Raw genomic sequence first — 19390 nt, 5'->3', positions numbered from 1 at the left:
CCTTCTTGCCGCCCCTTTCACTCTGTCCCCATTAAAGATAAGACAAAAAACCGGCGTTTCTGCAACTACTCCGACCCTAATTATTTTCGTTGATGAATAACTGCCTGTGCTTTATTCTTCAGCCTCAATCCCAAAAAGTAGCGGAGTACGCTCATGCAAGCGCAAGGTTTATACGATCCGTCCAATGAACATGATGCCTGTGGCGTCGGTTTCATTGCCCATATCAAAGGCAAGAAAAGCCATTCCATCGTCGAGCAGGGTCTGCTCATCCTGAAAAACCTGGACCACCGGGGCGCGGTCGGTGCCGACAAGCTGATGGGCGATGGTGCCGGCATCCTGATACAAATCCCGGATCAGTATTACCGTGAAGAAATGGCGAAGCAGGGCGTCAACCTGCCTCCTCCCGGCGAATACGGGGTCGGCATGATCTTCCTGCCCAAGGAGCACGCCTCGCGAATTGCCTGCGAACAGGAAATCGAACGCGCCGTCGCGGCGGAAGGCCAGGTCGTCCTCGGCTGGCGCGACGTTCCCATTGACACCGACATGCCGATGTCGCCAGCCGTTCGCCAAAAGGAACCGGTCATTCGCCAGATTTTCATCGGCCGCGGCCCGGACATCATGGTGACCGATGCCCTGGAGCGCAAGCTGTACGTGATCCGCAAGTCTTCCGGTCACGCCATCCAGGCGCTGAACCTGTTGCACGGCAAGGAATTTTTCGTGCCCTCGATGTCGGCACGGACCGTCGTCTACAAGGGCCTGCTGCTGGCTGACCAGGTTGGCGTGTATTACAAGGATCTGCAGGATCCGCGCTGCGTATCCGCGCTCGCCCTCGTGCACCAGCGCTTCTCCACCAACACCTTCCCCGAGTGGCCGCTGGCCCACCCGTACCGCCTGATCGCCCACAACGGTGAAATCAACACCGTCAAGGGCAACTTTAACTGGATGCGTGCCCGCGAAGGCGTGATGAAGTCCGCCGTGCTCGGCGACGACCTCAAGAAGCTGTTCCCGCTGATCTATGAAGGTCAATCCGACACCGCCTGCTTCGACAATGCGCTCGAATTGCTGGTGATGGCCGGCTATCCAATCGCCCAGGCGATGATGATGATGATTCCGGAAGCCTGGGAAAACCACGCGCTGATGGATGACAACCGTCGCGCCTTCTATGAATACCATGCCGCGATGATGGAGCCGTGGGACGGCCCCGCCGCAATGGCCTTCACCGACGGCCGCCACATCGGCGGCACGTTGGACCGCAACGGGCTGCGTCCGGCACGCTACATTGTGACCGACGACGACTTGGTGGTAATGGCGTCGGAATCCGGCGTGCTGCCGATCCCGGAATCGAAGATCATCCAGAAATGGCGGCTGCAGCCGGGCAAGATGTTCCTGATCGATCTCGATGCCGGACGCATCATCGACGACAAGGAACTGAAGGATACCTACGCCAACGCCAAGCCGTACAAGCAGTGGATCGACTCGGTGCGCATCAAGCTGAGCGGACTGCCGAAGGAGCCGGAAGAAGCGAAGCCGGCCGTGCCGCTGCTCGATCTGCAGCAGGTATTCGGCTACACCCAGGAAGACCTCAAGTTCCTGCTCTCGCCGATGGCGGCGAGTGCCGAGGAAGCCGTCGGCTCGATGGGCAATGACTCGCCGCTGGCCGTCATGTCCAACAAGAACAAGACGCTGTACCACTACTTCAAGCAGCTCTTCGCCCAGGTGACGAACCCGCCGATCGACCCGATCCGCGAAGCGATGGTGATGTCGCTCGTGTCCTTCGTCGGTCCCAAGCCGAACCTCCTCGACACCAACAACATCAACCCGCCGATGCGTCTCGAGGTGTCGCAGCCCATCCTCGACTACGCCGACATGGCGAAGCTGCGCAACATCAGCGCCCATACCGGCGGCAAGTTCAAGTCGCATGAGCTGAACATCTGCTATCCGGTTGCATGGGGCAAGGAAGGCATCGAAGCGCGCCTGGCCTCGCTGTGCGCGAAAGCGGTCGATGCCGTCAAGTCGGGCCACAACATCCTGATCATTTCCGACCGCAAGGTTGACGCCGAGCATGTCGCCATTCCGGCGCTGCTTGCCACTTCGGCCATCCACTTGCATCTCGTCAGCAAGGGCCTGCGCACGTCCACCGGCCTGGTGGTCGAGACCGGCTCTGCCCGCGAAACTCATCACTTCGCGCTGCTCGCAGGTTATGGCGCGGAAGCGATCCATCCCTATCTCGCGATGGATACCCTGGCTCACATGGCCAAGGACTTGCCGGGCGAACTGTCGCCGGAAAAAGCGATCGCCAACTTCCAGAAGGCGGTCGGCAAGGGATTGATGAAGGTCATGTCCAAGATGGGCATCTCGACTTACATGTCCTATTGCGGCGCACAGATCTTCGAAGCGATCGGCCTCAACAAGAAGCTGGTCGACAAGTACTTCAAGGGCACGGCTTCCAACGTTGAAGGCATTGGTGTGTTCGAGGTCGCGGAAGAGGCGCTGCGCCTGCACAAACTCGCGTTTTCCAGCGATCCGGTGCTGGCGAATGCGCTCGACGCCGGCGGCGAATACGCGTTCCGCGTACGCGGCGAAGAACATATGTGGACCCCGGATGCGATCGCGAAGCTGCAGCATTCGACCCGCGCCAACAACTTCACCACTTACAAGGAATACGCGCAGATCATCAATGACCAGAGCAAGCGTCACATGACGCTGCGCGGTCTGTTCGAGTTCAAGCTCGATCCGAGCAAGGCGATCCCGATCGACGAGGTCGAACCAGCCAAGGAAATCGTCAAGCGCTTTGCCACCGGCGCGATGTCGCTCGGCTCGATCTCTACCGAAGCCCATGCGACCCTCGCCATCGCAATGAACCGCATAGGCGGCAAGTCCAATACGGGCGAAGGCGGCGAGGATGAAAATCGCTATCGCATGGAACTCAAGGGCATCCCGATCAAGAAGGGCGCGACACTCGCATCCGTGATCGGCGAGGAGCGGGTGGAAGTCGACCTGCCCCTGCAGGACGGCGATTCGCTGCGTTCCAAGATCAAGCAGGTCGCCTCGGGCCGCTTCGGCGTCACCGCCGAGTACCTGACTTCGGCCGACCAGATCCAGATCAAGATGGCCCAGGGCGCGAAGCCCGGCGAAGGCGGTCAGCTGCCCGGCCACAAGGTGTCGGAATACATTGCCAAGCTGCGCTTCTCGGTGCCTGGTGTGGGCCTGATTTCGCCACCGCCGCACCACGACATTTATTCGATCGAGGACCTCGCGCAGCTCATCCACGACCTGAAGAACGTCAATCCGAAAGCTTCGATCTCGGTCAAGCTGGTGTCGGAAGTGGGCGTCGGTACGGTTGCCGCAGGCGTCGCCAAGGCCAAGGCGGATCACGTCGTGATCGCCGGTCACGATGGCGGCACCGGTGCGTCGCCGCTGTCGTCGATCAAGCATGCCGGTACGCCGTGGGAACTCGGCCTGGCCGAAACCCAGCAGACCCTGGTGCTGAACCGCCTGCGCAGCCGCATCCGTGTCCAGACCGACGGCCAGATCAAGACCGGCCGCGACGTCGTCATCGGCGCGCTGCTCGGTGCGGATGAGTTCGGTTTCGCGACCGCGCCGCTGGTGGTCGAAGGCTGCATCATGATGCGTAAATGCCACCTGAACACCTGCCCGGTCGGCGTTGCGACTCAGGATCCGGTGCTGCGCGCGAAGTTCCAGGGCAAGCCGGAGCATGTGGTGAACTACTTCTTCTTCGTTGCCGAAGAAGTGCGCCAGATCATGGCCCAACTGGGCATCCGCAAGTTCGACGAGCTGATCGGCCGCGCCGACCTGCTCGACAAGTCGAAGGCGATCGCCCACTGGAAGGCTAAGGGCCTGGATTTCTCGAAGATCTTCCATCAGCCCAATGTGCCTGCTTCCGAGCCGCGCTACCATGTCGAAGTGCAGGACCATGGCCTCGAAAAGGCGCTCGACCACAAGCTGATCGCACAAGCGCGGCCGGCGCTCGACAAGGGCGAAAAAGTCTCCTTCATTTCGCCTGTGAAGAACGTCAACCGCACCGTCGGCGCCATGCTGTCGGGCGAAGTTGCGAAGAAGTACGGCCACGAGGGCTTGCCGGATGACACCATCCACATCCAGCTCCAAGGCACGGCCGGTCAGTCGGCGGGCGCCTTCCTGGCGCACGGCGTCACCCTGGATCTGGTCGGCGAAGGCAATGACTACGTCGGCAAGGGCTTGTCCGGCGGCCGCATCATCGTGCGTCCGAACACGGAATTCCGTGGCTGGGCCGTCAACAACATCATCGTCGGCAATACCGTCCTGTACGGCGCGATTGCCGGGGAAGCCTTCTTCAACGGCGTCGCCGGCGAGCGCTTCGCAGTGCGCAATTCCGGCGCGACCGCGGTAGTGGAAGGCACCGGCGACCATGGCTGCGAGTACATGACCGGCGGCACCGTGGTCGTGCTCGGCGCGACCGGCCGCAATTTCGCGGCAGGCATGTCCGGTGGCGTCGCCTATGTGTACGATCCGGACGGCGACTTCGCGAAGAAATGCAATATGGCGATGGTCACTCTCGATCCCGTCCTGTCCAGCGCAGACCAGGAATCGAAGGTCGACCGCGCCATCTGGCATAGCGCGGTGCGCGGCGGCGAAGTCCAGACGGACGAAGCGATCCTCAAAGGCCTGATCGAGCGCCACTTCAAGTACACCGGCAGCACGCGCGCGCGCAACCTGCTCGATGACTGGAACAATGCGCGCAGCAAGTTCGTAAAAGTGTTCCCGACCGAATACAAGCGGGCACTCGGCGAACTCAATGCGGAAAAGCAGGCCAAGGAAAAGATCGCGGCGTAACACAATCCGCAGCTGTCGGGAGTTCCTTCCTCCTCCTGGGGGAAGGGCAGGGAGAAGGTAGTGCGGGCGAAAGACATATGTTCGCTCGCGCTTCCAACCCCGTCCCGGCCTTCCCATCGGAAGCAAGGCTGCAGAGAGAAAAACACTGAAGGAACATCATGGGAAAAGTAACCGGCTTTCTGGAATACCAGCGCCTGCAAGAAGCGAGCGAAGCGCCGCAGACGCGCAAGAAGCATTACAAGGAATTCATGCTGCACTTGAGCGACGCCGACGCCAAGATCCAGGGCGCGCGCTGCATGGACTGCGGCATCCCCTTCTGCAACAACGGCTGCCCGGTCAACAACATCATTCCGGACTGGAATGACCTCGTCTATCGCGGCAACTATCTGGAAGCGCTGGAAAACCTGCATTCCACCAATAACTTCCCGGAATTCACCGGCCGCATCTGCCCCGCACCCTGCGAGGCAGCCTGCACGCTCGGCATCAACAACGATCCCGTCGGCATCAAGTCGATCGAGCACTTCATTATCGACAAAGGCTGGGAAAACGGCTGGGTCAAGCCGCAGCCGGCTGCTGCCAAGACCGGCAAGAAGGTTGCCGTTGTCGGTTCCGGGCCTGCGGGCCTGGCTGCCGCCCAGCAGCTTGTGCGCGTCGGCCATGATGTGACGGTATTTGAAAAGAATGATCGCGTTGGCGGCCTGCTGCGCTATGGCATTCCCGACTTCAAGATGGAAAAGCAGCTGATCGACCGCCGCGTCGAGCAGATGAAGGCCGAGGGCGTGACGTTCCGGACCGGCGTGCTGGTCGGCAAGGACTTCCCTGCCAAGATCCTCAGCCTGGCCAAGGAAACGGTTTCTCCGGACCAGCTCAAGAAGGAATTCGATGCCGTCATCATCGCCGGCGGTGCCGAGCAACCGCGCGACCTGCCGGTGCCGGGACGCGAACTGCAGGGCGTGCATTTCGCGATGGAATTCCTGCCGCAGCAGAACCGGGTCAATGCCGGCGATAAGCTCAAGGACCAGATCATGGCCACTGGCAAGCATGTGGTCGTCATCGGCGGCGGCGACACCGGCTCCGACTGCGTCGGCACATCCAACCGTCACGGCGCGGCTTCGGTCACGCAGTTCGAACTGCTGCCGCAACCGCCGGAACAGGAAAACAAGCCGCTGGTATGGCCGTACTGGCCGACCAAGCTGCGCACCTCTTCATCCCATGAAGAAGGCTGCCAGCGTGACTGGTCGGTCGCGACCAAGCGCCTGGAGGGCAAGAATGGCAAGGTCGAAAAGCTGATCGCGGCGCGCGTCGAATGGAAGGACGGCAAGATGGTCGAAGTGCCGAACTCCGAATTCGAAATGAAAGCCGACCTCGTCCTGCTGGCCATGGGCTTCGTCTCTCCGGTAGCGCAAATCCTCGACGCGTTCGGCGTCGACAAGGATGCACGCGGCAATGCCAAGGCCAGCACCGAGAGCGAGGGCTGCTACAAGACTTCGGTTCCCAACGTCTTTGCCGCGGGCGACATGCGGCGCGGCCAGTCACTGGTCGTATGGGCGATCCGTGAGGGACGCCAGTGCGCCCGTGCGGTGGACGAGTACCTGATGGGCAGCTCGGTCCTGCCACGGTAACGGATCGCCCAGCCTAGGCTTGCAAGCCAAGGCAGCGCTCGCCGGGACAGGCAGACGCAGGTCTGCCTGCCTGATCCGGCTCCCGTCCGTGAGGGACGCCAGTGCGCCCGTGCCGTAGACGAATACCTGATGGGCAGTTCAGTCCTGCCGCGATAATCAGATCGGCCCCCGATAAAGAAACCCGCCGTGGTGCAAGCCCGGCGGGTTTTTTTATCGCATTTTTGACAAGAATCTGAGCCCCGCTTCTAGCCCGGAAGTGCAGGATTCATTTCTGAATTACAATCTCATCTTTGCCTTTTTGACTGCCCGCTGTGCCGAACCTGGTTGAAATCCGCAATTTGCATTTTTCCTACGGAACGCGTCCGATTCTGTCGGACTTGCACATGGATTTCCCACGCGGGAAAGTAATTGCTGTCATGGGCGGTTCCGGGTCGGGAAAGACAACCATCCTGCGCCTGATCGGCGGCCAGCTGCGTCCGCAAACCGGCGGCGTCACGATCAACGCGCAGGCGGTGCATACGGCAGATGCCAAGACCTTGTATGCGATGCGCCGCAAGATGGGCATGCTGTTCCAGCATGGAGCGCTGTTCACCGACCTGACCGTATTCGAAAATGTCGCCTTCCCCTTGCGCGAGCACACCGATCTGCCGGAAGAGCTGATCCGCGACCTGGTGCTCATGAAGCTCAATGCGGTGGGCCTGCGTAATGCCGCAGAGCTGAAACCCGCCGAAATTTCCGGCGGCATGGCGCGCAGGGTTGCGCTGGCGCGGGCAATCGCCCTTGATCCGCAACTGATCATGTATGACGAGCCATTCGCCGGACTGGATCCGATCTCGATGGGCGTCACCGCCAACCTGGTGCGCAAGCTGAACGATGCGCTTGGCTCGACCTCGATCCTGGTATCGCACGACGTGCATGAATCCTTCCTGATCGCTGACTATGTATATTTCCTGTCGCAGGGAAAAATCGTCGCTCAGGGCACGCCGAAGGAAATGCTGACATCGACCGACCCTTACGTGAAGCAATTCGTGCATGCGGAAGCCGACGGTCCGGTGCCTTTCCATTACCCGGGCAAGTCGTTTGCGGCCGACTTGGGGTTGGAGGATCGCGCGTGATCCTGGATTTCATTGCGGCCCTCGGGCGCTGGGTGCGGGAGGCGATTTCCAATGTCGGTTTCGCAACCCGGTCGTTCTTTGCCATCCTGAGGTGCTCCGGCGGCTTGCTGCGCCGCCTGCGCCTGGTGACCGATCAGATCCATTTCATCGGCAATTACTCGCTGGTGATCATTGCGGTTTCCGGCCTGTTTGTCGGTTTCGTGCTCGGCCTGCAAGGTTATTACACCCTGAACAAATACGGCTCGGAGCAGGCGCTCGGATTGCTGGTGGCCCTGTCCCTCACGCGCGAACTCGGGCCCGTCGTGACGGCGCTGCTGTTCGCCGGCCGTGCCGGGACGTCGCTGACTGCGGAAATCGGCTTGATGAAGGCCGGCGAGCAGTTGTCGGCGATGGAAATGATGGCGGTCGATCCCTTGCAGCGGGTTGTCGCCCCGCGTTTCTGGGCTGGCGTCATCGCGATGCCGGTGCTGGCGACGATTTTCAGCGCGGTCGGCATTTTCGGCGGCTACATCGTCGGGGTGCAACTGATCGGTGTGGACGAAGGCGCATTCTGGTCGCAGATGCAGGCCGGCGTTGACGTGTGGGGTGACATCGCCAACGGCGTCATCAAGAGCATCGTGTTCGGTTTCGCAGTCACGTTCACCGCCCTTTATCAGGGCTACGAGGCGCAGCCGACGCCGGAAGGCGTCTCGCGTGCGACGACACGCACCGTGGTCATCGCTTCGCTGAGCGTTTTGTGGCTGGACTTCCTGCTCACGGCACTGATGTTTAATTGAGGGGAAGGGCGCCGGAAGCACTGGCGCGTAGCGATTCCCCTGCGTTCCGCGCGGTTCACGCCGGCGGCGCGCTCGACAGAGGCAGTTTTGACCTATTGAGGTATCTGATCATGCAACGCAAATCCCTGGACTTGTGGGTTGGCCTGTTCGTGCTGCTGGGCGCGGCGGCCCTGGTTTTCCTTGCACTGAAGGCGGGCAACATGAGCTCGCTGTCGCTGGGTCCGACCTATGCGGTCACGACCAAGTTCGACAATATCGGCGGACTGAAGCCGCGTGCGCCGGTCAAGAGCGCCGGCGTCGTGGTGGGGCGCGTCGGCGATATCCGGTTTGACGATAAGACTTTTCAGGCCGTCGTGACCCTGAATCTGGATAGCGCATACAAATTCCCCAAAGACAGTTCAGCCAAGATTCTGACTTCCGGACTCCTGGGCGAGCAATACATCGGCCTGGAGCCGGGCGGCGATACCAATAACCTGGCCGCCGGTGACAATATCAAAATGACGCAATCGGCAATGGTACTGGAGAACCTGATCGGTCAATTCCTTTACAGCAAGGCAGCCGAAGGAAAGGACAGTAGTAAATGAATCAGGCAGGGAGGATTCTTGCATTGTCGACGTTGCTGGCTTTGACCGGCTGCGCCACCACGAATCCGAAAGATCCGCTGGAACCATACAACCGGGCCATGTTCCAGTTCAACGATAAAGTAGACCAGGCAGCGGTCAAGCCGGCGGCAAAGCTCTATACGAAGCTCCCAAGCTTTGTTCAAACCGGGGTGTACAATTTCTTCGGTAATTTGAGCGATGTCGGCACGGCCGTGAACAACCTGCTGCAAGGCAAGTTGGCAGACGGCATGTCAGACGTGATGCGGGTCGCAGTCAACTCCACGCTTGGCTTCGGCGGCTTGCTGGATATCGGTTCCGAAGCAGGCCTGGCCAAGCACAATGAAGACTTCGGACAAACCCTGGGCAAGTGGGGTGTCAAGTCCGGCCCTTACCTAGTCTTGCCGCTTCTTGGGCCTTCGACCGTGCGCGACGCCAGCGCGCTGCCGCTCGACTTCGCCGCCGATCCATGGAGTTACAAAGATCCTGCTCGCTGGCGCGCTGCAGGCACCGGATTGCACCTGATCGATCAGCGCGCCGGCTTGCTGAATGCGTCCAGTCTGCTGGAAGATGCTGCGCTGGATCGTTACGCATTCGTACGCGACGCGTATTTGCAGCGACGCGAGAGCAAGGTGCGGGACGGGGAAACGCCTCGCACGAGCTACGAGGATGATATGGGGCCGACGGCCGGGTTTGATAACGAACCGGAGACGGAATCTGACGCTTCGGCCGCGGCGGAAGGGAAATCTTCCTTCAGCGCAGAGGAACCAGCGGGTAAACCGGTTGTCACAATGGAACATGCTGATGCCAATGCTACCCATCCCGGTACCGCTCCAGAGAAGGCGAGTCAAAACATCGAATCTGCAAAGGCAACGCCCCTGCCCGCGTCATCCAGTTCTTCCAGTGCGCAATGAGATGCGGTCGGGTAATTTGCTTCCTATCGTAATCAGTTAATCTAATACATCATGAAAATCCTGAACAAATTTTTTGCAATATTTGGCCTTGTCATCGGCCTCTTTGCTTTCATCAATCCTGCTGCCGCGCAGGAAGCGCCCGATGCCTTGATCAAGCGGATCAGCCAGGAAGTGCTGGAAGCTGCCAAGACTGACAAGGATATTCAGAGCGGCAACATGAAGCGCGTGCTCGAACTCGTGGAAAACAAGGTGTTGCCGCATGTCGACTTTCAGCGCATGACCGCCTTGGCGGCTGGCCGCTACTGGCGCCAGGCCACACCCGAGCAGCAAAAGCAGCTGACCAATGAATTCCGCACCTTGCTGATTTACACCTATTCCGGCGCAATCACTCAAATCAGGGATCAAAAGCTGGAGTTCAAGCCCATGCGCGCCGACCCTTCCGATACCGAAGTGGAAGTACGCTCGCAGGTGTTGCAGCCGCGCGGCGGCGATCCTATCCAGCTCAACTACCGCCTCGCGAAGGAAGCCTCGGGCTGGAAGATTTATGACGTGAATGTGCTCGGCGCCTGGCTGGTCGAGACCTACAAGGGCAACTTTGCCTCGGAAATCAGCAAGGGCGGCATCGATGGCCTGATCAAGACGCTGACCGAAAAGAACAAGCGCCTGGCAGCCAGTGCGGGCAAAAACGGGAAGACTTCCTGATTGCGATAATGTTCAAACCTGCACTCACGCTCACTTTCAATAACGCGAAAACCGTGTTCGAGGCAGGCCTGCAGGCGATCGCGTCCGGACAGGCCGAGATCGACCTAGGCGCGCTGACTGCGGTCGATTCCTCCGCGGTTGCCACCCTCCTTGCATGGCAGCGGGCGGCACGTGGCGCCGGCCACTCTCTCACCTTTCACAACATTCCAGCCGGCCTGCAAAACCTGGCTTCCCTGTATGGCGTGGCGGATTTGCTGCATATCCACCGCCACGCTGCAGGCGTCGCGCAGGACGGCTCACGACACCGCCCTTAAGCTCCCGCCCGCTCTTGGCGCATCCGGCTTAATCGCCGGAAATCCAATATAATCAATGGTTTCGCCAGCCGGCACGATTGCTCGTCCGGTACTTCGGCCTTCTCTCCATACAATATCAAGCCAGCATGGCTGCTCTTCAGATTGTCAATGTCGAAAAACGCTACAAGGCGCTGCAGGCCTTGGGCGGTGTGTCGCTCTCAATCGAGCCGGGCGAGTTTTTCGGTCTGCTGGGGCCGAACGGAGCCGGCAAGACGACACTGATTTCCATTATTGCGGGACTGAATCGCGCAGATGCCGGTCACGTGGCGATTCATGGCTATGATGTGGTGCGCGATTATCGTGAAGCACGCCGCAGGCTGGGCGTGGTGCCGCAGGAACTGGTGTTCGACCCATTCTTCACGGTGCGCGAAACCCTGCGCATGCAGTCCGGCTACTTCGGCCTGAAGAACAACGACAAGTGGATCGACGAGGTAATGGAAAACCTCGATCTTGCGGGCAAGGCGGACACCAATATGCGTGCCTTGTCGGGTGGCATGAAGCGGCGCGTGCTGGTGGCGCAGGCACTGGTGCACAAGCCTCCTGTCATCGTGCTCGATGAGCCGACTGCCGGCGTCGATGTCGAATTGCGCCAGACGCTGTGGAAATTCATCACCCGCCTCAACCGGGAAGGCCACACGATTGTGCTGACCACCCATTACCTGGAAGAGGCGCAAGCCCTATGCAACCGCATCGCGATGCTGAAGGCGGGCAGGGTGGTGGCGCTGGATTCGACCAGTGCGCTGCTCAAGCGCATCTCCGGATCGCAGCTGGTGCTGCGCCTGGCAAAGGGAGGCCTGCCGGAAGCGCTGAAACCGCTGGTGTCGCATCCGGACGAACTGGTGGCAGGGCGCAAGTACACCCTGCGCGTCAATGAATACATCGAGGTCGAGCCCATCCTCGCCACGCTGCGCGAAGCCGGCGCGGTCATCGAGGACATGCACCTGCAGCAGGCCGACCTGGAAGATGTGTTCATCCAGATCATGGAAGGCGAAAAATGATCGGCTTTCAAACGCTGTTTTACAAGGAAGTGCTGCGTTTCTGGAAGGTGGCGACCCAGACCATCAGCGCACCAATCCTGACTGCGATGCTCTACCTGCTGATCTTCGGCCATGTGCTGCAGGACCATGTGCAGGTCTACAAGGACGTGCGCTATACCTCCTTCCTGATCCCGGGCCTGGTGATGATGAGCGTGCTGCAGAATTCCTTCGCCAACAGCTCGTCGTCCCTGATCCAGTCGAAGATCACCGGCAACCTGGTGTTCGTGCTGCTGCCCCCGCTCTCGCATTGGGAACTGTTTGGCGCCTATGTGCTGGCGGCCATGGTGCGCGGCCTTGCGGTCGGGGCCGGCGTTTTCCTGATCACCGCGTGGTTTGCGAAGCTGTCCTTTGTCGCGCCGTGGTGGATTGTCGCATTTGCCCTCCTGGGCGCGGCGATCTTGGGCACCATGGGCCTGGTCGCAGGCATCTGGGCGGAAAAGTTTGACCAGCTGGCGGCGTTCCAGAATTTTCTGATCATGCCGGCAACCTTCCTGTCCGGCGTGTTTTACTCGATCCACTCGCTGCCGCCCTTCTGGCAGGCAGTGTCGCATTTCAACCCGTTTTTTTATATGATCGACGGCTTCCGCTACGGTTTCTTCGGCCAGTCCGATATCGATCCGCTCAGAAGCCTGACGATCGTTGCCGTATTCTTTGTGCTGCTGGCCAGCTTTGCCATCCAGCTGCTCAAGCGCGGCTACAAGCTGCGCCACTGATCGCATTCATTTGAAGAAGCAAAACCATGTTGCCCACACCCGAGCTCGTCAAAAGCTATATCGCCGCCGGCCTGCAATGCTCACACCTTGAAGTCGAAGGCGACGGCCAGCATTTCACGGCGGTCATCGTCTCCGAAGCCTTTGCAGGCAAGCGTCCGGTACAACGCCACCAGCTCGTGTATGCGGCGCTGGGCGAGCGCATGCGCGAAGAAATCCACGCGCTGTCGATGAAAACCCTTACCCCGGAAGAATTCCAGAAATAATGGACAAATTGCTTATCACCGGCGGCAAGCGCCTTTCCGGCGAAATCGCCATCTCCGGTGCGAAGAATGCCGCGCTGCCCATCCTGTGCGCGGGATTGCTGACCAGCGAGACGCTGCAGCTGTCCAACGTGCCGCACCTGCAGGATGTGACCACGATGCTCAAGCTCTTGCGCCAGATGGGCATGCGCACTGAACAGGATGGGGATCGCCTCGCCCTGGATGCCGGTGCGATCGAAAGGCTGGAAGCGCCGTATGAAATGGTGAAAACCATGCGCGCGTCCATTCTCGTGCTCGGGCCGCTGGTTGCCCGTTTCGGCGAAGCCAGGGTGTCGCTGCCTGGCGGCTGTGCCATCGGTTCGCGTCCGGTCGATCAGCACATCAAGGGCTTGCAGGCGATGGGCGCGGAAATCACCATCGAAGCCGGCTACATCCATGCCAAGGCGAAAAAGCTGAAGGGCGCCCGCATCGTTACCGACATGATTACGGTCACCGGTACGGAAAACCTGCTGATGGCCGCCACTCTCGCGGAAGGCGAAACCATCCTGGAAAACGCTGCGCGCGAGCCGGAGGTCACCGACCTGGCCAACCTGCTGGTGGCGATGGGCGCGAAAATCGACGGCATCGGCACCGACCGCCTCGTCGTGCAAGGCGTGGACCGCCTGCACGGCGCGTCCCATGCCGTCATCCCCGACCGCATCGAAACCGGCACTTTCCTGTGCGCTGCGGCGGCGGCAGGCGGCGACGTCACACTGACCCGCACGCGGAGCGACATCCTGGATGTCGCCCTCGACAAGCTGCGCGAAGCGGGCGTGGTCATCACAACGGGTCCCGACTGGATCCGTGCGCAAATGGCGGCGAGGCCGAAGGCGGTCAGCTTCCGCACCACGGAATATCCCGGTTTTCCAACCGACATGCAGGCCCAGTTCATGGCGCTCAACTGCATTGCGGAAGGCAGCAGCCGCGTGACTGAGACGATTTTCGAAAACCGCTTCATGCATGTGCAGGAATTGAACCGACTCGGCGCTTCCATCGACATCGACGGTCATACCGCTGTCATTACCGGCGTGGACAAGCTGATCGGTGCACCGGTCATGGCGACCGACTTGCGCGCATCCGCTTCGCTGGTGATCGCCGGCCTTGCTGCGCAGGGCCATACCCTGATTGACCGGATTTATCACCTGGATCGCGGTTACGACCGGATGGAAGTGAAATTGTCTGCAGTCGGCGCCGATATCCAGCGAACAAAATAATGAGCCAGCAACTGACCCTCGCTCTGTCCAAGGGACGCATCTTCGAAGAAACCTTGCCGCTGCTGAAGGCTGCAGGCATCACGGTGACCGAAGATCCGGAAACCTCGCGCAAGCTGATCCTGCCCACCAATGATCCCCAGGTGCGAGTGGTCATCGTGCGCGCTTCCGATGTGCCGACCTATGTCCAGTACGGTGCCGCCGATTTCGGGGTGGCCGGCAAGGACGTACTGATCGAGCATGGCGGCGAGGGCTTGTATCAGCCGATCGACCTGAATATCGCCAAGTGCAGGCTGTCAGTAGCGGTGCCAGCCGGCTTCGATTATGCGAGCGCGGTGCACCAGGGTGCGCGCTTGCGGGTGGCGACCAAGTATGTGCAGACCGCACGCGAGCATTTCGCGGCCAAGGGCGTGCACGTGGACCTGATCAAGCTGTACGGCTCGATGGAGCTGGGGCCGCTGGTCGGCCTGTCGGATGCGATCGTGGACCTCGTCAGCACCGGCAGCACCCTGCGCGCTAACAACCTGGTGGAAGTCGAGCACATCATGGATATCTCGTCGCGGCTGATCGTCAACCAGGCCGCACTGAAATTGAAGCGCGAACGCCTGCAGCCTATCCTGGAAGCGTTCGACAGAGCATCCAAAGCCCGCTGAGAAAATCATGTCCATCCAGATCCGAAAGCTCGACTCGACCCATCCTGATTTCAGGCAGCAGCTTGCTTCCGTGCTGGCCTTCGAAGCCAGCGAAGACGAGGTGATCGATCGTGCTGCCGCCCAGATTCTGGCGGATGTGAAGGCGCGCGGCGATGCGGCGGTACTGGAATGCACCAACCGCTTTGACCGGCTGGATGCCGGCAGCATCGCCAGCCTGGAAATCGGCCGGCATGAATTGCAGGCGGCGCTGAACGGCTTGCCGCCGGCCCGGCGCAACGCACTGCAGGCCGCTGCCGACCGGGTGCGCGCCTACCACGAGCGGCAGAAGCAGGAATGCGGCTCCGACGGCTTCACCTTCACCGAAGCGGACGGCACCGTGCTTGGTCAAAAAGTCACGCCGCTGGATCGCGTCGGCATCTATGTGCCGGGCGGAAAGGCTGCCTATCCGTCGTCGGTGCTGATGAATGCGATTCCCGCCAAGGTGGCGGGCGTGCAGGAAGTCATCATGGTGGTGCCGACGCCGGGCGCCGTGAAGAATGAGCTGGTGCTGGCAGCGGCGGCGATTGCCGGTGTCGACCGAGTATTTACCATCGGCGGCGCCCAAGCGGTCGGCGCGCTGGCTTATGGCACGGCGACGATTCCCCAGGTCGACAAGATCGTCGGCCCCGGCAATGCCTATGTGGCCGCCGCCAAGCGCCGCGTGTTCGGCGTGGTCGGCATCGACATGATCGCCGGCCCGTCGGAAATCCTGGTGATCTGCGATGGCAGCACGGATCCGGACTGGGTGGCGATGGACTTGTTTTCGCAGGCCGAGCATGACGAGCTGGCGCAATCGATCCTGCTCTGCCCCGATGCCCTGTATATCGCCAAGGTTGAAGCCAGCATCAACCGGCAACTCGATGGGATGCCGCGCAAGGACGTGATCCGCACTTCGCTCACTAATCGCGGTGCGCTGGTCAAGGTGCGCGACATGGTAGAGGCCTGTGACATCGCCAACCTGATCGCTGCCGAGCATCTCGAGATTTCCGCGGATAACCCGCAGCAATGGGCGAACAGGATCCGCCATGCGGGCGCCATGTTCCTCGGGCGCTTTTCATCCGAATCACTCGGCGATTATTGCGCCGGCCCGAACCACGTGCTGCCGACTTCGCGCACAGCGCGCTTTTCCTCGCCGCTCGGAGTCTATGACTTCCAGAAGCGCTCGAGCATCATCCAGGTGAGCGAAGCCGGTGCACAGACACTCGGCAAGATCGCGGCGGAACTCGCCTATGGCGAAGGCTTGCAGGCGCATGCCAAATCCGCGGAATACCGGCTGAAATGAGCCAGGTACGGGTTCATCCGTGAGCGCCTGGCTGAACCAGGTGCATTGCGAGGATGCGCTGGCCGGGATGGCGCGTATTCCCGACGGCGTGATCGACCTCGTGATCGCCGATCCGCCTTACGGTCTCGGCAAGGATTACGGCAACGATTCCGACAAGCTGGAAACTGCTGCCTACCTTGAGTGGATGGCGCGCTGGATCGATATCGCGCTGCCGAAGCTGAAGCCCAATGGCAGCCTGTATGTGTTCCTGACCTGGCGCTATTCGCCGGAAGTGTTCGTGATGCTGAAGCAGCGCATGACCATGGTCAACGAAATCATCTGGGATCGCCGCGTGCCGTCGATGGGCGGCAGCACCCGCCGGTTTTCATCGGTGCATGACACCATCGGGTTCTTTGTGAAGGCGCGCGACTACTATTTCGACCTCGATGCGGTGCGCATTCCTTACGATGCCGAAACCAAGAAGGCACGGTCGCGCTCGATCTTTGTCGGCGCGAAATGGCTGGAGATCGGCTACAACCCGAAAGATGTGTGGAGCGTGTCGCGCCTGCACCGCGAGCATCGCGAGCGTGCCGATCATCCGACGCAAAAACCGCTGGAAATCATCGAGCGCATGGTCAAGGCATCCTGCCCGCCCGGCGGCATCGTGCTCGATCCCTTCCTCGGCAGTGGCACCACGGCGGTTGCGGCCAGGCGCTGCGGACGCCAGTTCGTCGGCTTCGAATTGAATCCGGAATACTGCGAGCTGGCCGAGGCCCGGCTGATGGCGCTGGACAAGGATCTTGCTGCCTGAAGCCGCTTGGAAAGAGCATGTCCGGCCCGCTGCCTTTTGCAATTTGAACGATACCAAGAGCCTACAACCATGTCTGTCATTGAAAACATCATTCGTTCCGACGTCCGCGCGCTGGCTGCATATCCCGTGCCGGACGCTTCCGGCTTCGTCAAGCTCGATGCGATGGAAAATCCCTACACCCTGCCGCCGGAGCTGCGCCGGGAGCTGGCGGCGCGCCTGGCGGATGTAGCGATGAACCGCTATCCAGTGCCGTCCTATACCGAATTGAAGGCGAAGATCCGCACCGGGCTGGGCGTGCCGGCCGGCTTCGACGTGGTGCTAGGCAACGGCTCGGATGAATTGATTTCGATGATTTCAGTCGCCTGTGCCAAGCCGGGCGCCAAGGCATTGGCGCCGCTGCCCGGATTCGTGATGTACGGGATGTCAGCCAGGTTCGCCGGCATGGAATTCATCGGCGTACCGCTCAAGCCGGATTTCACGCTGGACAAGGCGGCCATGCTGGCCGCGATCGCGCAGCACAAGCCAGCGATTACTTACCTCGCTTATCCCAACAATCCCACCGGCAACCTGTTCGATGCGGACGACATGCTGGAAATCATCGGTGCAGTCGGCGACTCCGGCATCGTGGTGGTCGACGAAGCCTACCAGCCGTTCGCCCAAACCAGCTTCATGCCGCGCCTCGCGGAGTTCGAGAACCTGGTCGTGATGCGCACCGTGTCCAAGCTTGGTCTGGCCGGCATCCGCCTCGGCTACATGTCCGCCAGCAGCGCCTTGCTGGCGGAATTCGACAAGGTGCGGCCTCCCTACAACATCAATGTGCTGACCCAGGCCGCGGCGGAATTCGTGCTCGACCACGTGCAGGTGCTCGATGCTCAGGCCGCGAATCTGCGCGAGGAACGTACCAGACTCGCGGCGGCGCTGGCGGCACTGCCCGGTGTAGAAGTTTTCCCTTCGGCAGCCAATTTCCTGCTGTTTCGCGTGCCGGGCGCCGACCCTGTTTTTTCAAACCTGCTGCAGAAAAAGGTTTTGATCAAAAATGTCGGTAAAATGCACAAATTGCTGGAAAACTGCTTGCGGGTGACCGTCAGCACACCGGAAGAAAACCGACTATTCCTTGATGCGCTCAAAGCCGCGCTCGCATCCTAATTTCTCGTATCCGTTCTAACATGCCTACGCCACGCGTCGCCGAAGTCAGCCGCAATACCAACGAGACGCAAATCCGCGTCTCGATCAACCTTGATGGCACCGGCCAGCAAAGGCTGAATACCGGCGTGCCTTTCCTCGATCACATGCTCGACCAGATCGCCCGCCACGGCCTGATCGACCTCCAGATCGAAGCCACGGGCGACCTGCACATCGATGCGCACCACACGGTCGAAGACGTCGGCATCACGCTGGGCCAGGCATTTGCCAAGGCCATCGGTGACAAGAAGGGCATCCGCCGTTACGGCCATGCCTATGTGCCGCTGGACGAGGCGCTGTCGCGGGTGGTGGTGGATTTTTCCGGCCGCCCGGGCCTGGAGTTCCACGTGCCCTTCAAGCGAGCCATGATCGGTGCATTCGACGTTGACCTGACGCATGAATTTTTCCAGGGCTTCGTCAACCACGCGCTGGTCACGCTGCACATCGACAATCTGCGCGGCGAAAACGCCCATCATCAATGCGAAACCGTGTTCAAGGCCTTCGGCCGTGCCTTGCGCATGGCCGCGGAACTCGATCCACGCGCAGCCGGTACCATCCCGTCGACCAAGGGTAGCCTGTAAGTGCAGCGATTCTGCTGCGCATTCCGTTCAAGACTTTTGAGATGAACAAGATCGTTGTAGTGGATTACGGCATGGGCAACCTGCGCTCTGTCGCGCAGGCACTGCGCCATGTCGCCCCGGAAGCCGATGTCCGCATTTCCGGCGAGGTGGCGGACCTGCGTTCTGCCGACCGTCTGGTCCTGCCAGGGCAGGGGGCCATGCGCGACTGCATGCGCTGCCTGCGCGAGTCCGGCCTGCAGGAAGCGGTGGTCGAAGCTTCGCGCTCCAAACCGCTGTTTGGCGTGTGCGTCGGCGAGCAACTGCTGTTCGACTGGAGCGAGGAAGGCGATACCCAGGGGCTGGGATTACTGCCGGGTAAGGTGATGCGCTTTCGCCTCGACGGCTTGCTGCAGGAAGACGGTTCGCGCTTCAAGGTGCCACAGATGGGCTGGAACCGTGTCAGGCAATCCTTGTCCCATCCGCTGTGGAATGGTATAGCTGACAACAGTTTCTTCTACTTCGTGCACAGTTATTATGCGCAGCCCGCCAATCCGGCGCACATCGCCGGGGAAACGATCTACGGCACACGTTTTACCAGCGTCGTCGCCCGGGATAATATTTTCGCGACTCAGTTTCATCCGGAAAAAAGCGCAACAGCGGGTTTGCAACTGTACAAAAATTTCGTAAATTGGAAGCCCTGATTGCCGATC

General features: G+C 60.6%; 18 protein-coding genes. All 18 read left to right on the top strand.

Annotated features, from left to right (window positions below; genetic code table 11):
* Positions 1-153 precede the first annotated feature (153 nt).
* Positions 154-4833, top strand: coding sequence for a glutamate synthase-related protein (locus tag HGHM_RS01090; protein WP_019139654.1), 4680 nt, complete (start codon positions 154-156; stop codon positions 4831-4833).
* Between the two features lie 158 nt (positions 4834-4991).
* Positions 4992-6455 carry a glutamate synthase subunit beta gene (locus HGHM_RS01085; RefSeq protein WP_019139653.1) on the top strand — a complete coding sequence of 488 codons (1464 nt, stop codon included), beginning with the start codon at positions 4992-4994 and terminating at the stop codon, positions 6453-6455.
* A gap of 311 nt (positions 6456-6766) precedes the next feature.
* Positions 6767-7570 carry an ABC transporter ATP-binding protein gene (locus tag HGHM_RS01080; protein WP_019139652.1) on the top strand — a complete coding sequence of 268 codons (804 nt, stop codon included), beginning with the start codon at positions 6767-6769 and terminating at the stop codon, positions 7568-7570.
* Positions 7567-8346, top strand: a complete 780-nt coding sequence (gene mlaE / locus HGHM_RS01075) for a lipid asymmetry maintenance ABC transporter permease subunit MlaE (protein WP_019139651.1) — start codon at positions 7567-7569, stop codon at positions 8344-8346. Before HGHM_RS01080 ends, mlaE begins: the two co-directional genes overlap by 4 nt.
* Positions 8347-8456: 110 nt before the next feature.
* Positions 8457-8930, top strand: coding sequence for an outer membrane lipid asymmetry maintenance protein MlaD (gene mlaD, locus HGHM_RS01070; RefSeq protein ID WP_019139650.1), 474 nt, complete (start codon positions 8457-8459; stop codon positions 8928-8930).
* Positions 8927-9859: an MlaA family lipoprotein gene (locus tag HGHM_RS20320; protein ID WP_019139649.1), complete on the top strand. Its 933-nt coding sequence runs from the start codon at positions 8927-8929 to the stop codon at positions 9857-9859. Before mlaD ends, HGHM_RS20320 begins: the two co-directional genes overlap by 4 nt.
* 51 nt (positions 9860-9910) lie before the next feature.
* Positions 9911-10561 carry an MlaC/ttg2D family ABC transporter substrate-binding protein gene (locus HGHM_RS01060; protein WP_019139648.1) on the top strand — a complete coding sequence of 217 codons (651 nt, stop codon included), beginning with the start codon at positions 9911-9913 and terminating at the stop codon, positions 10559-10561.
* A gap of 8 nt (positions 10562-10569) precedes the next feature.
* Positions 10570-10875 carry an STAS domain-containing protein gene (locus tag HGHM_RS01055; RefSeq protein WP_019139647.1) on the top strand — a complete coding sequence of 102 codons (306 nt, stop codon included), beginning with the start codon at positions 10570-10572 and terminating at the stop codon, positions 10873-10875.
* A gap of 125 nt (positions 10876-11000) precedes the next feature.
* Complete coding sequence (locus tag HGHM_RS01050) at positions 11001-11912, top strand: ABC transporter ATP-binding protein (RefSeq protein WP_019139646.1); 912 nt, start codon at positions 11001-11003, stop codon at positions 11910-11912.
* The gene (locus tag HGHM_RS01045) at positions 11909-12664 is read left to right on the top strand and encodes an ABC transporter permease (RefSeq protein ID WP_019139645.1); all 756 of its coding nucleotides are present in this window, start codon (positions 11909-11911) and stop codon (positions 12662-12664) included. The genes HGHM_RS01050 and HGHM_RS01045 overlap by 4 nt, the downstream gene beginning before the upstream one ends.
* 26 nt (positions 12665-12690) lie before the next feature.
* A complete protein-coding gene (locus tag HGHM_RS01040; protein ID WP_019139644.1) occupies positions 12691-12927 on the top strand; it encodes a BolA family protein in 237 nt (78 codons plus the stop codon).
* A complete protein-coding gene (murA, locus tag HGHM_RS01035; RefSeq protein ID WP_019139643.1) occupies positions 12927-14177 on the top strand; it encodes a UDP-N-acetylglucosamine 1-carboxyvinyltransferase in 1251 nt (416 codons plus the stop codon). Before HGHM_RS01040 ends, murA begins: the two co-directional genes overlap by 1 nt.
* Positions 14177-14827, top strand: coding sequence for an ATP phosphoribosyltransferase (gene hisG, locus HGHM_RS01030; protein ID WP_019139642.1), 651 nt, complete (start codon positions 14177-14179; stop codon positions 14825-14827). The genes murA and hisG overlap by 1 nt, the downstream gene beginning before the upstream one ends.
* A 7-nt stretch (positions 14828-14834) precedes the next feature.
* The gene (gene hisD / locus HGHM_RS01025; RefSeq protein WP_019139641.1) at positions 14835-16148 is read left to right on the top strand and encodes a histidinol dehydrogenase; all 1314 of its coding nucleotides are present in this window, start codon (positions 14835-14837) and stop codon (positions 16146-16148) included.
* 67 nt (positions 16149-16215) lie between these two features.
* Positions 16216-16938: a DNA-methyltransferase gene (locus HGHM_RS01020; protein WP_081583574.1), complete on the top strand. Its 723-nt coding sequence runs from the start codon at positions 16216-16218 to the stop codon at positions 16936-16938.
* A 69-nt stretch (positions 16939-17007) separates the two neighbouring features.
* Complete coding sequence (hisC, locus tag HGHM_RS01015) at positions 17008-18084, top strand: histidinol-phosphate transaminase (protein WP_019139639.1); 1077 nt, start codon at positions 17008-17010, stop codon at positions 18082-18084.
* A 20-nt stretch (positions 18085-18104) separates the two neighbouring features.
* Positions 18105-18701 (top strand): imidazoleglycerol-phosphate dehydratase HisB, encoded by a 597-nt coding sequence (gene hisB, locus HGHM_RS01010; protein WP_019139638.1) that lies wholly within the window; start codon positions 18105-18107, stop codon positions 18699-18701.
* A gap of 41 nt (positions 18702-18742) precedes the next feature.
* Complete coding sequence (gene hisH, locus HGHM_RS01005) at positions 18743-19381, top strand: imidazole glycerol phosphate synthase subunit HisH (protein WP_019139637.1); 639 nt, start codon at positions 18743-18745, stop codon at positions 19379-19381.
* Positions 19382-19390 lie beyond the last annotated feature (9 nt).

This window comes from Noviherbaspirillum massiliense JC206, assembly GCF_000312045.1.
Taxonomy (GTDB): Bacteria; Pseudomonadota; Gammaproteobacteria; order Burkholderiales; family Burkholderiaceae_D; genus Noviherbaspirillum; species Noviherbaspirillum massiliense.
The sequence above is the reverse complement of the archived record's forward strand: the minus strand, read 5'-3'. Positions and strand labels throughout refer to the sequence as shown.

Bases quoted from the DNA above. Each gene is read 5' to 3' on its own strand.
- murA (WP_019139643.1), top strand. From the start codon at position 12,927: ATGGACAAATTGCTTATCACCGGCGGCAAGCGCCTTTCCGGCGAAATC.
- hisH (WP_019139637.1), top strand. From the start codon at position 18,743: ATGAACAAGATCGTTGTAGTGGATTACGGCATGGGCAACCTGCGCTCT.
- HGHM_RS01090 (WP_019139654.1), top strand. From the start codon at position 154: ATGCAAGCGCAAGGTTTATACGATCCGTCCAATGAACATGATGCCTGT.
- HGHM_RS01050 (WP_019139646.1), top strand. From the start codon at position 11,001: ATGGCTGCTCTTCAGATTGTCAATGTCGAAAAACGCTACAAGGCGCTG.
- hisG (WP_019139642.1), top strand. From the start codon at position 14,177: ATGAGCCAGCAACTGACCCTCGCTCTGTCCAAGGGACGCATCTTCGAA.
- HGHM_RS20320 (WP_019139649.1), top strand. From the start codon at position 8,927: ATGAATCAGGCAGGGAGGATTCTTGCATTGTCGACGTTGCTGGCTTTG.
- hisD (WP_019139641.1), top strand. From the start codon at position 14,835: ATGTCCATCCAGATCCGAAAGCTCGACTCGACCCATCCTGATTTCAGG.
- hisB (WP_019139638.1), top strand. From the start codon at position 18,105: ATGCCTACGCCACGCGTCGCCGAAGTCAGCCGCAATACCAACGAGACG.
- mlaD (WP_019139650.1), top strand. From the start codon at position 8,457: ATGCAACGCAAATCCCTGGACTTGTGGGTTGGCCTGTTCGTGCTGCTG.
- HGHM_RS01060 (WP_019139648.1), top strand. From the start codon at position 9,911: ATGAAAATCCTGAACAAATTTTTTGCAATATTTGGCCTTGTCATCGGC.
- HGHM_RS01020 (WP_081583574.1), top strand. From the start codon at position 16,216: ATGGCGCGTATTCCCGACGGCGTGATCGACCTCGTGATCGCCGATCCG.
- HGHM_RS01085 (WP_019139653.1), top strand. From the start codon at position 4,992: ATGGGAAAAGTAACCGGCTTTCTGGAATACCAGCGCCTGCAAGAAGCG.
- hisC (WP_019139639.1), top strand. From the start codon at position 17,008: ATGTCTGTCATTGAAAACATCATTCGTTCCGACGTCCGCGCGCTGGCT.
- HGHM_RS01045 (WP_019139645.1), top strand. From the start codon at position 11,909: ATGATCGGCTTTCAAACGCTGTTTTACAAGGAAGTGCTGCGTTTCTGG.
- HGHM_RS01055 (WP_019139647.1), top strand. From the start codon at position 10,570: ATGTTCAAACCTGCACTCACGCTCACTTTCAATAACGCGAAAACCGTG.
- HGHM_RS01040 (WP_019139644.1), top strand. From the start codon at position 12,691: ATGTTGCCCACACCCGAGCTCGTCAAAAGCTATATCGCCGCCGGCCTG.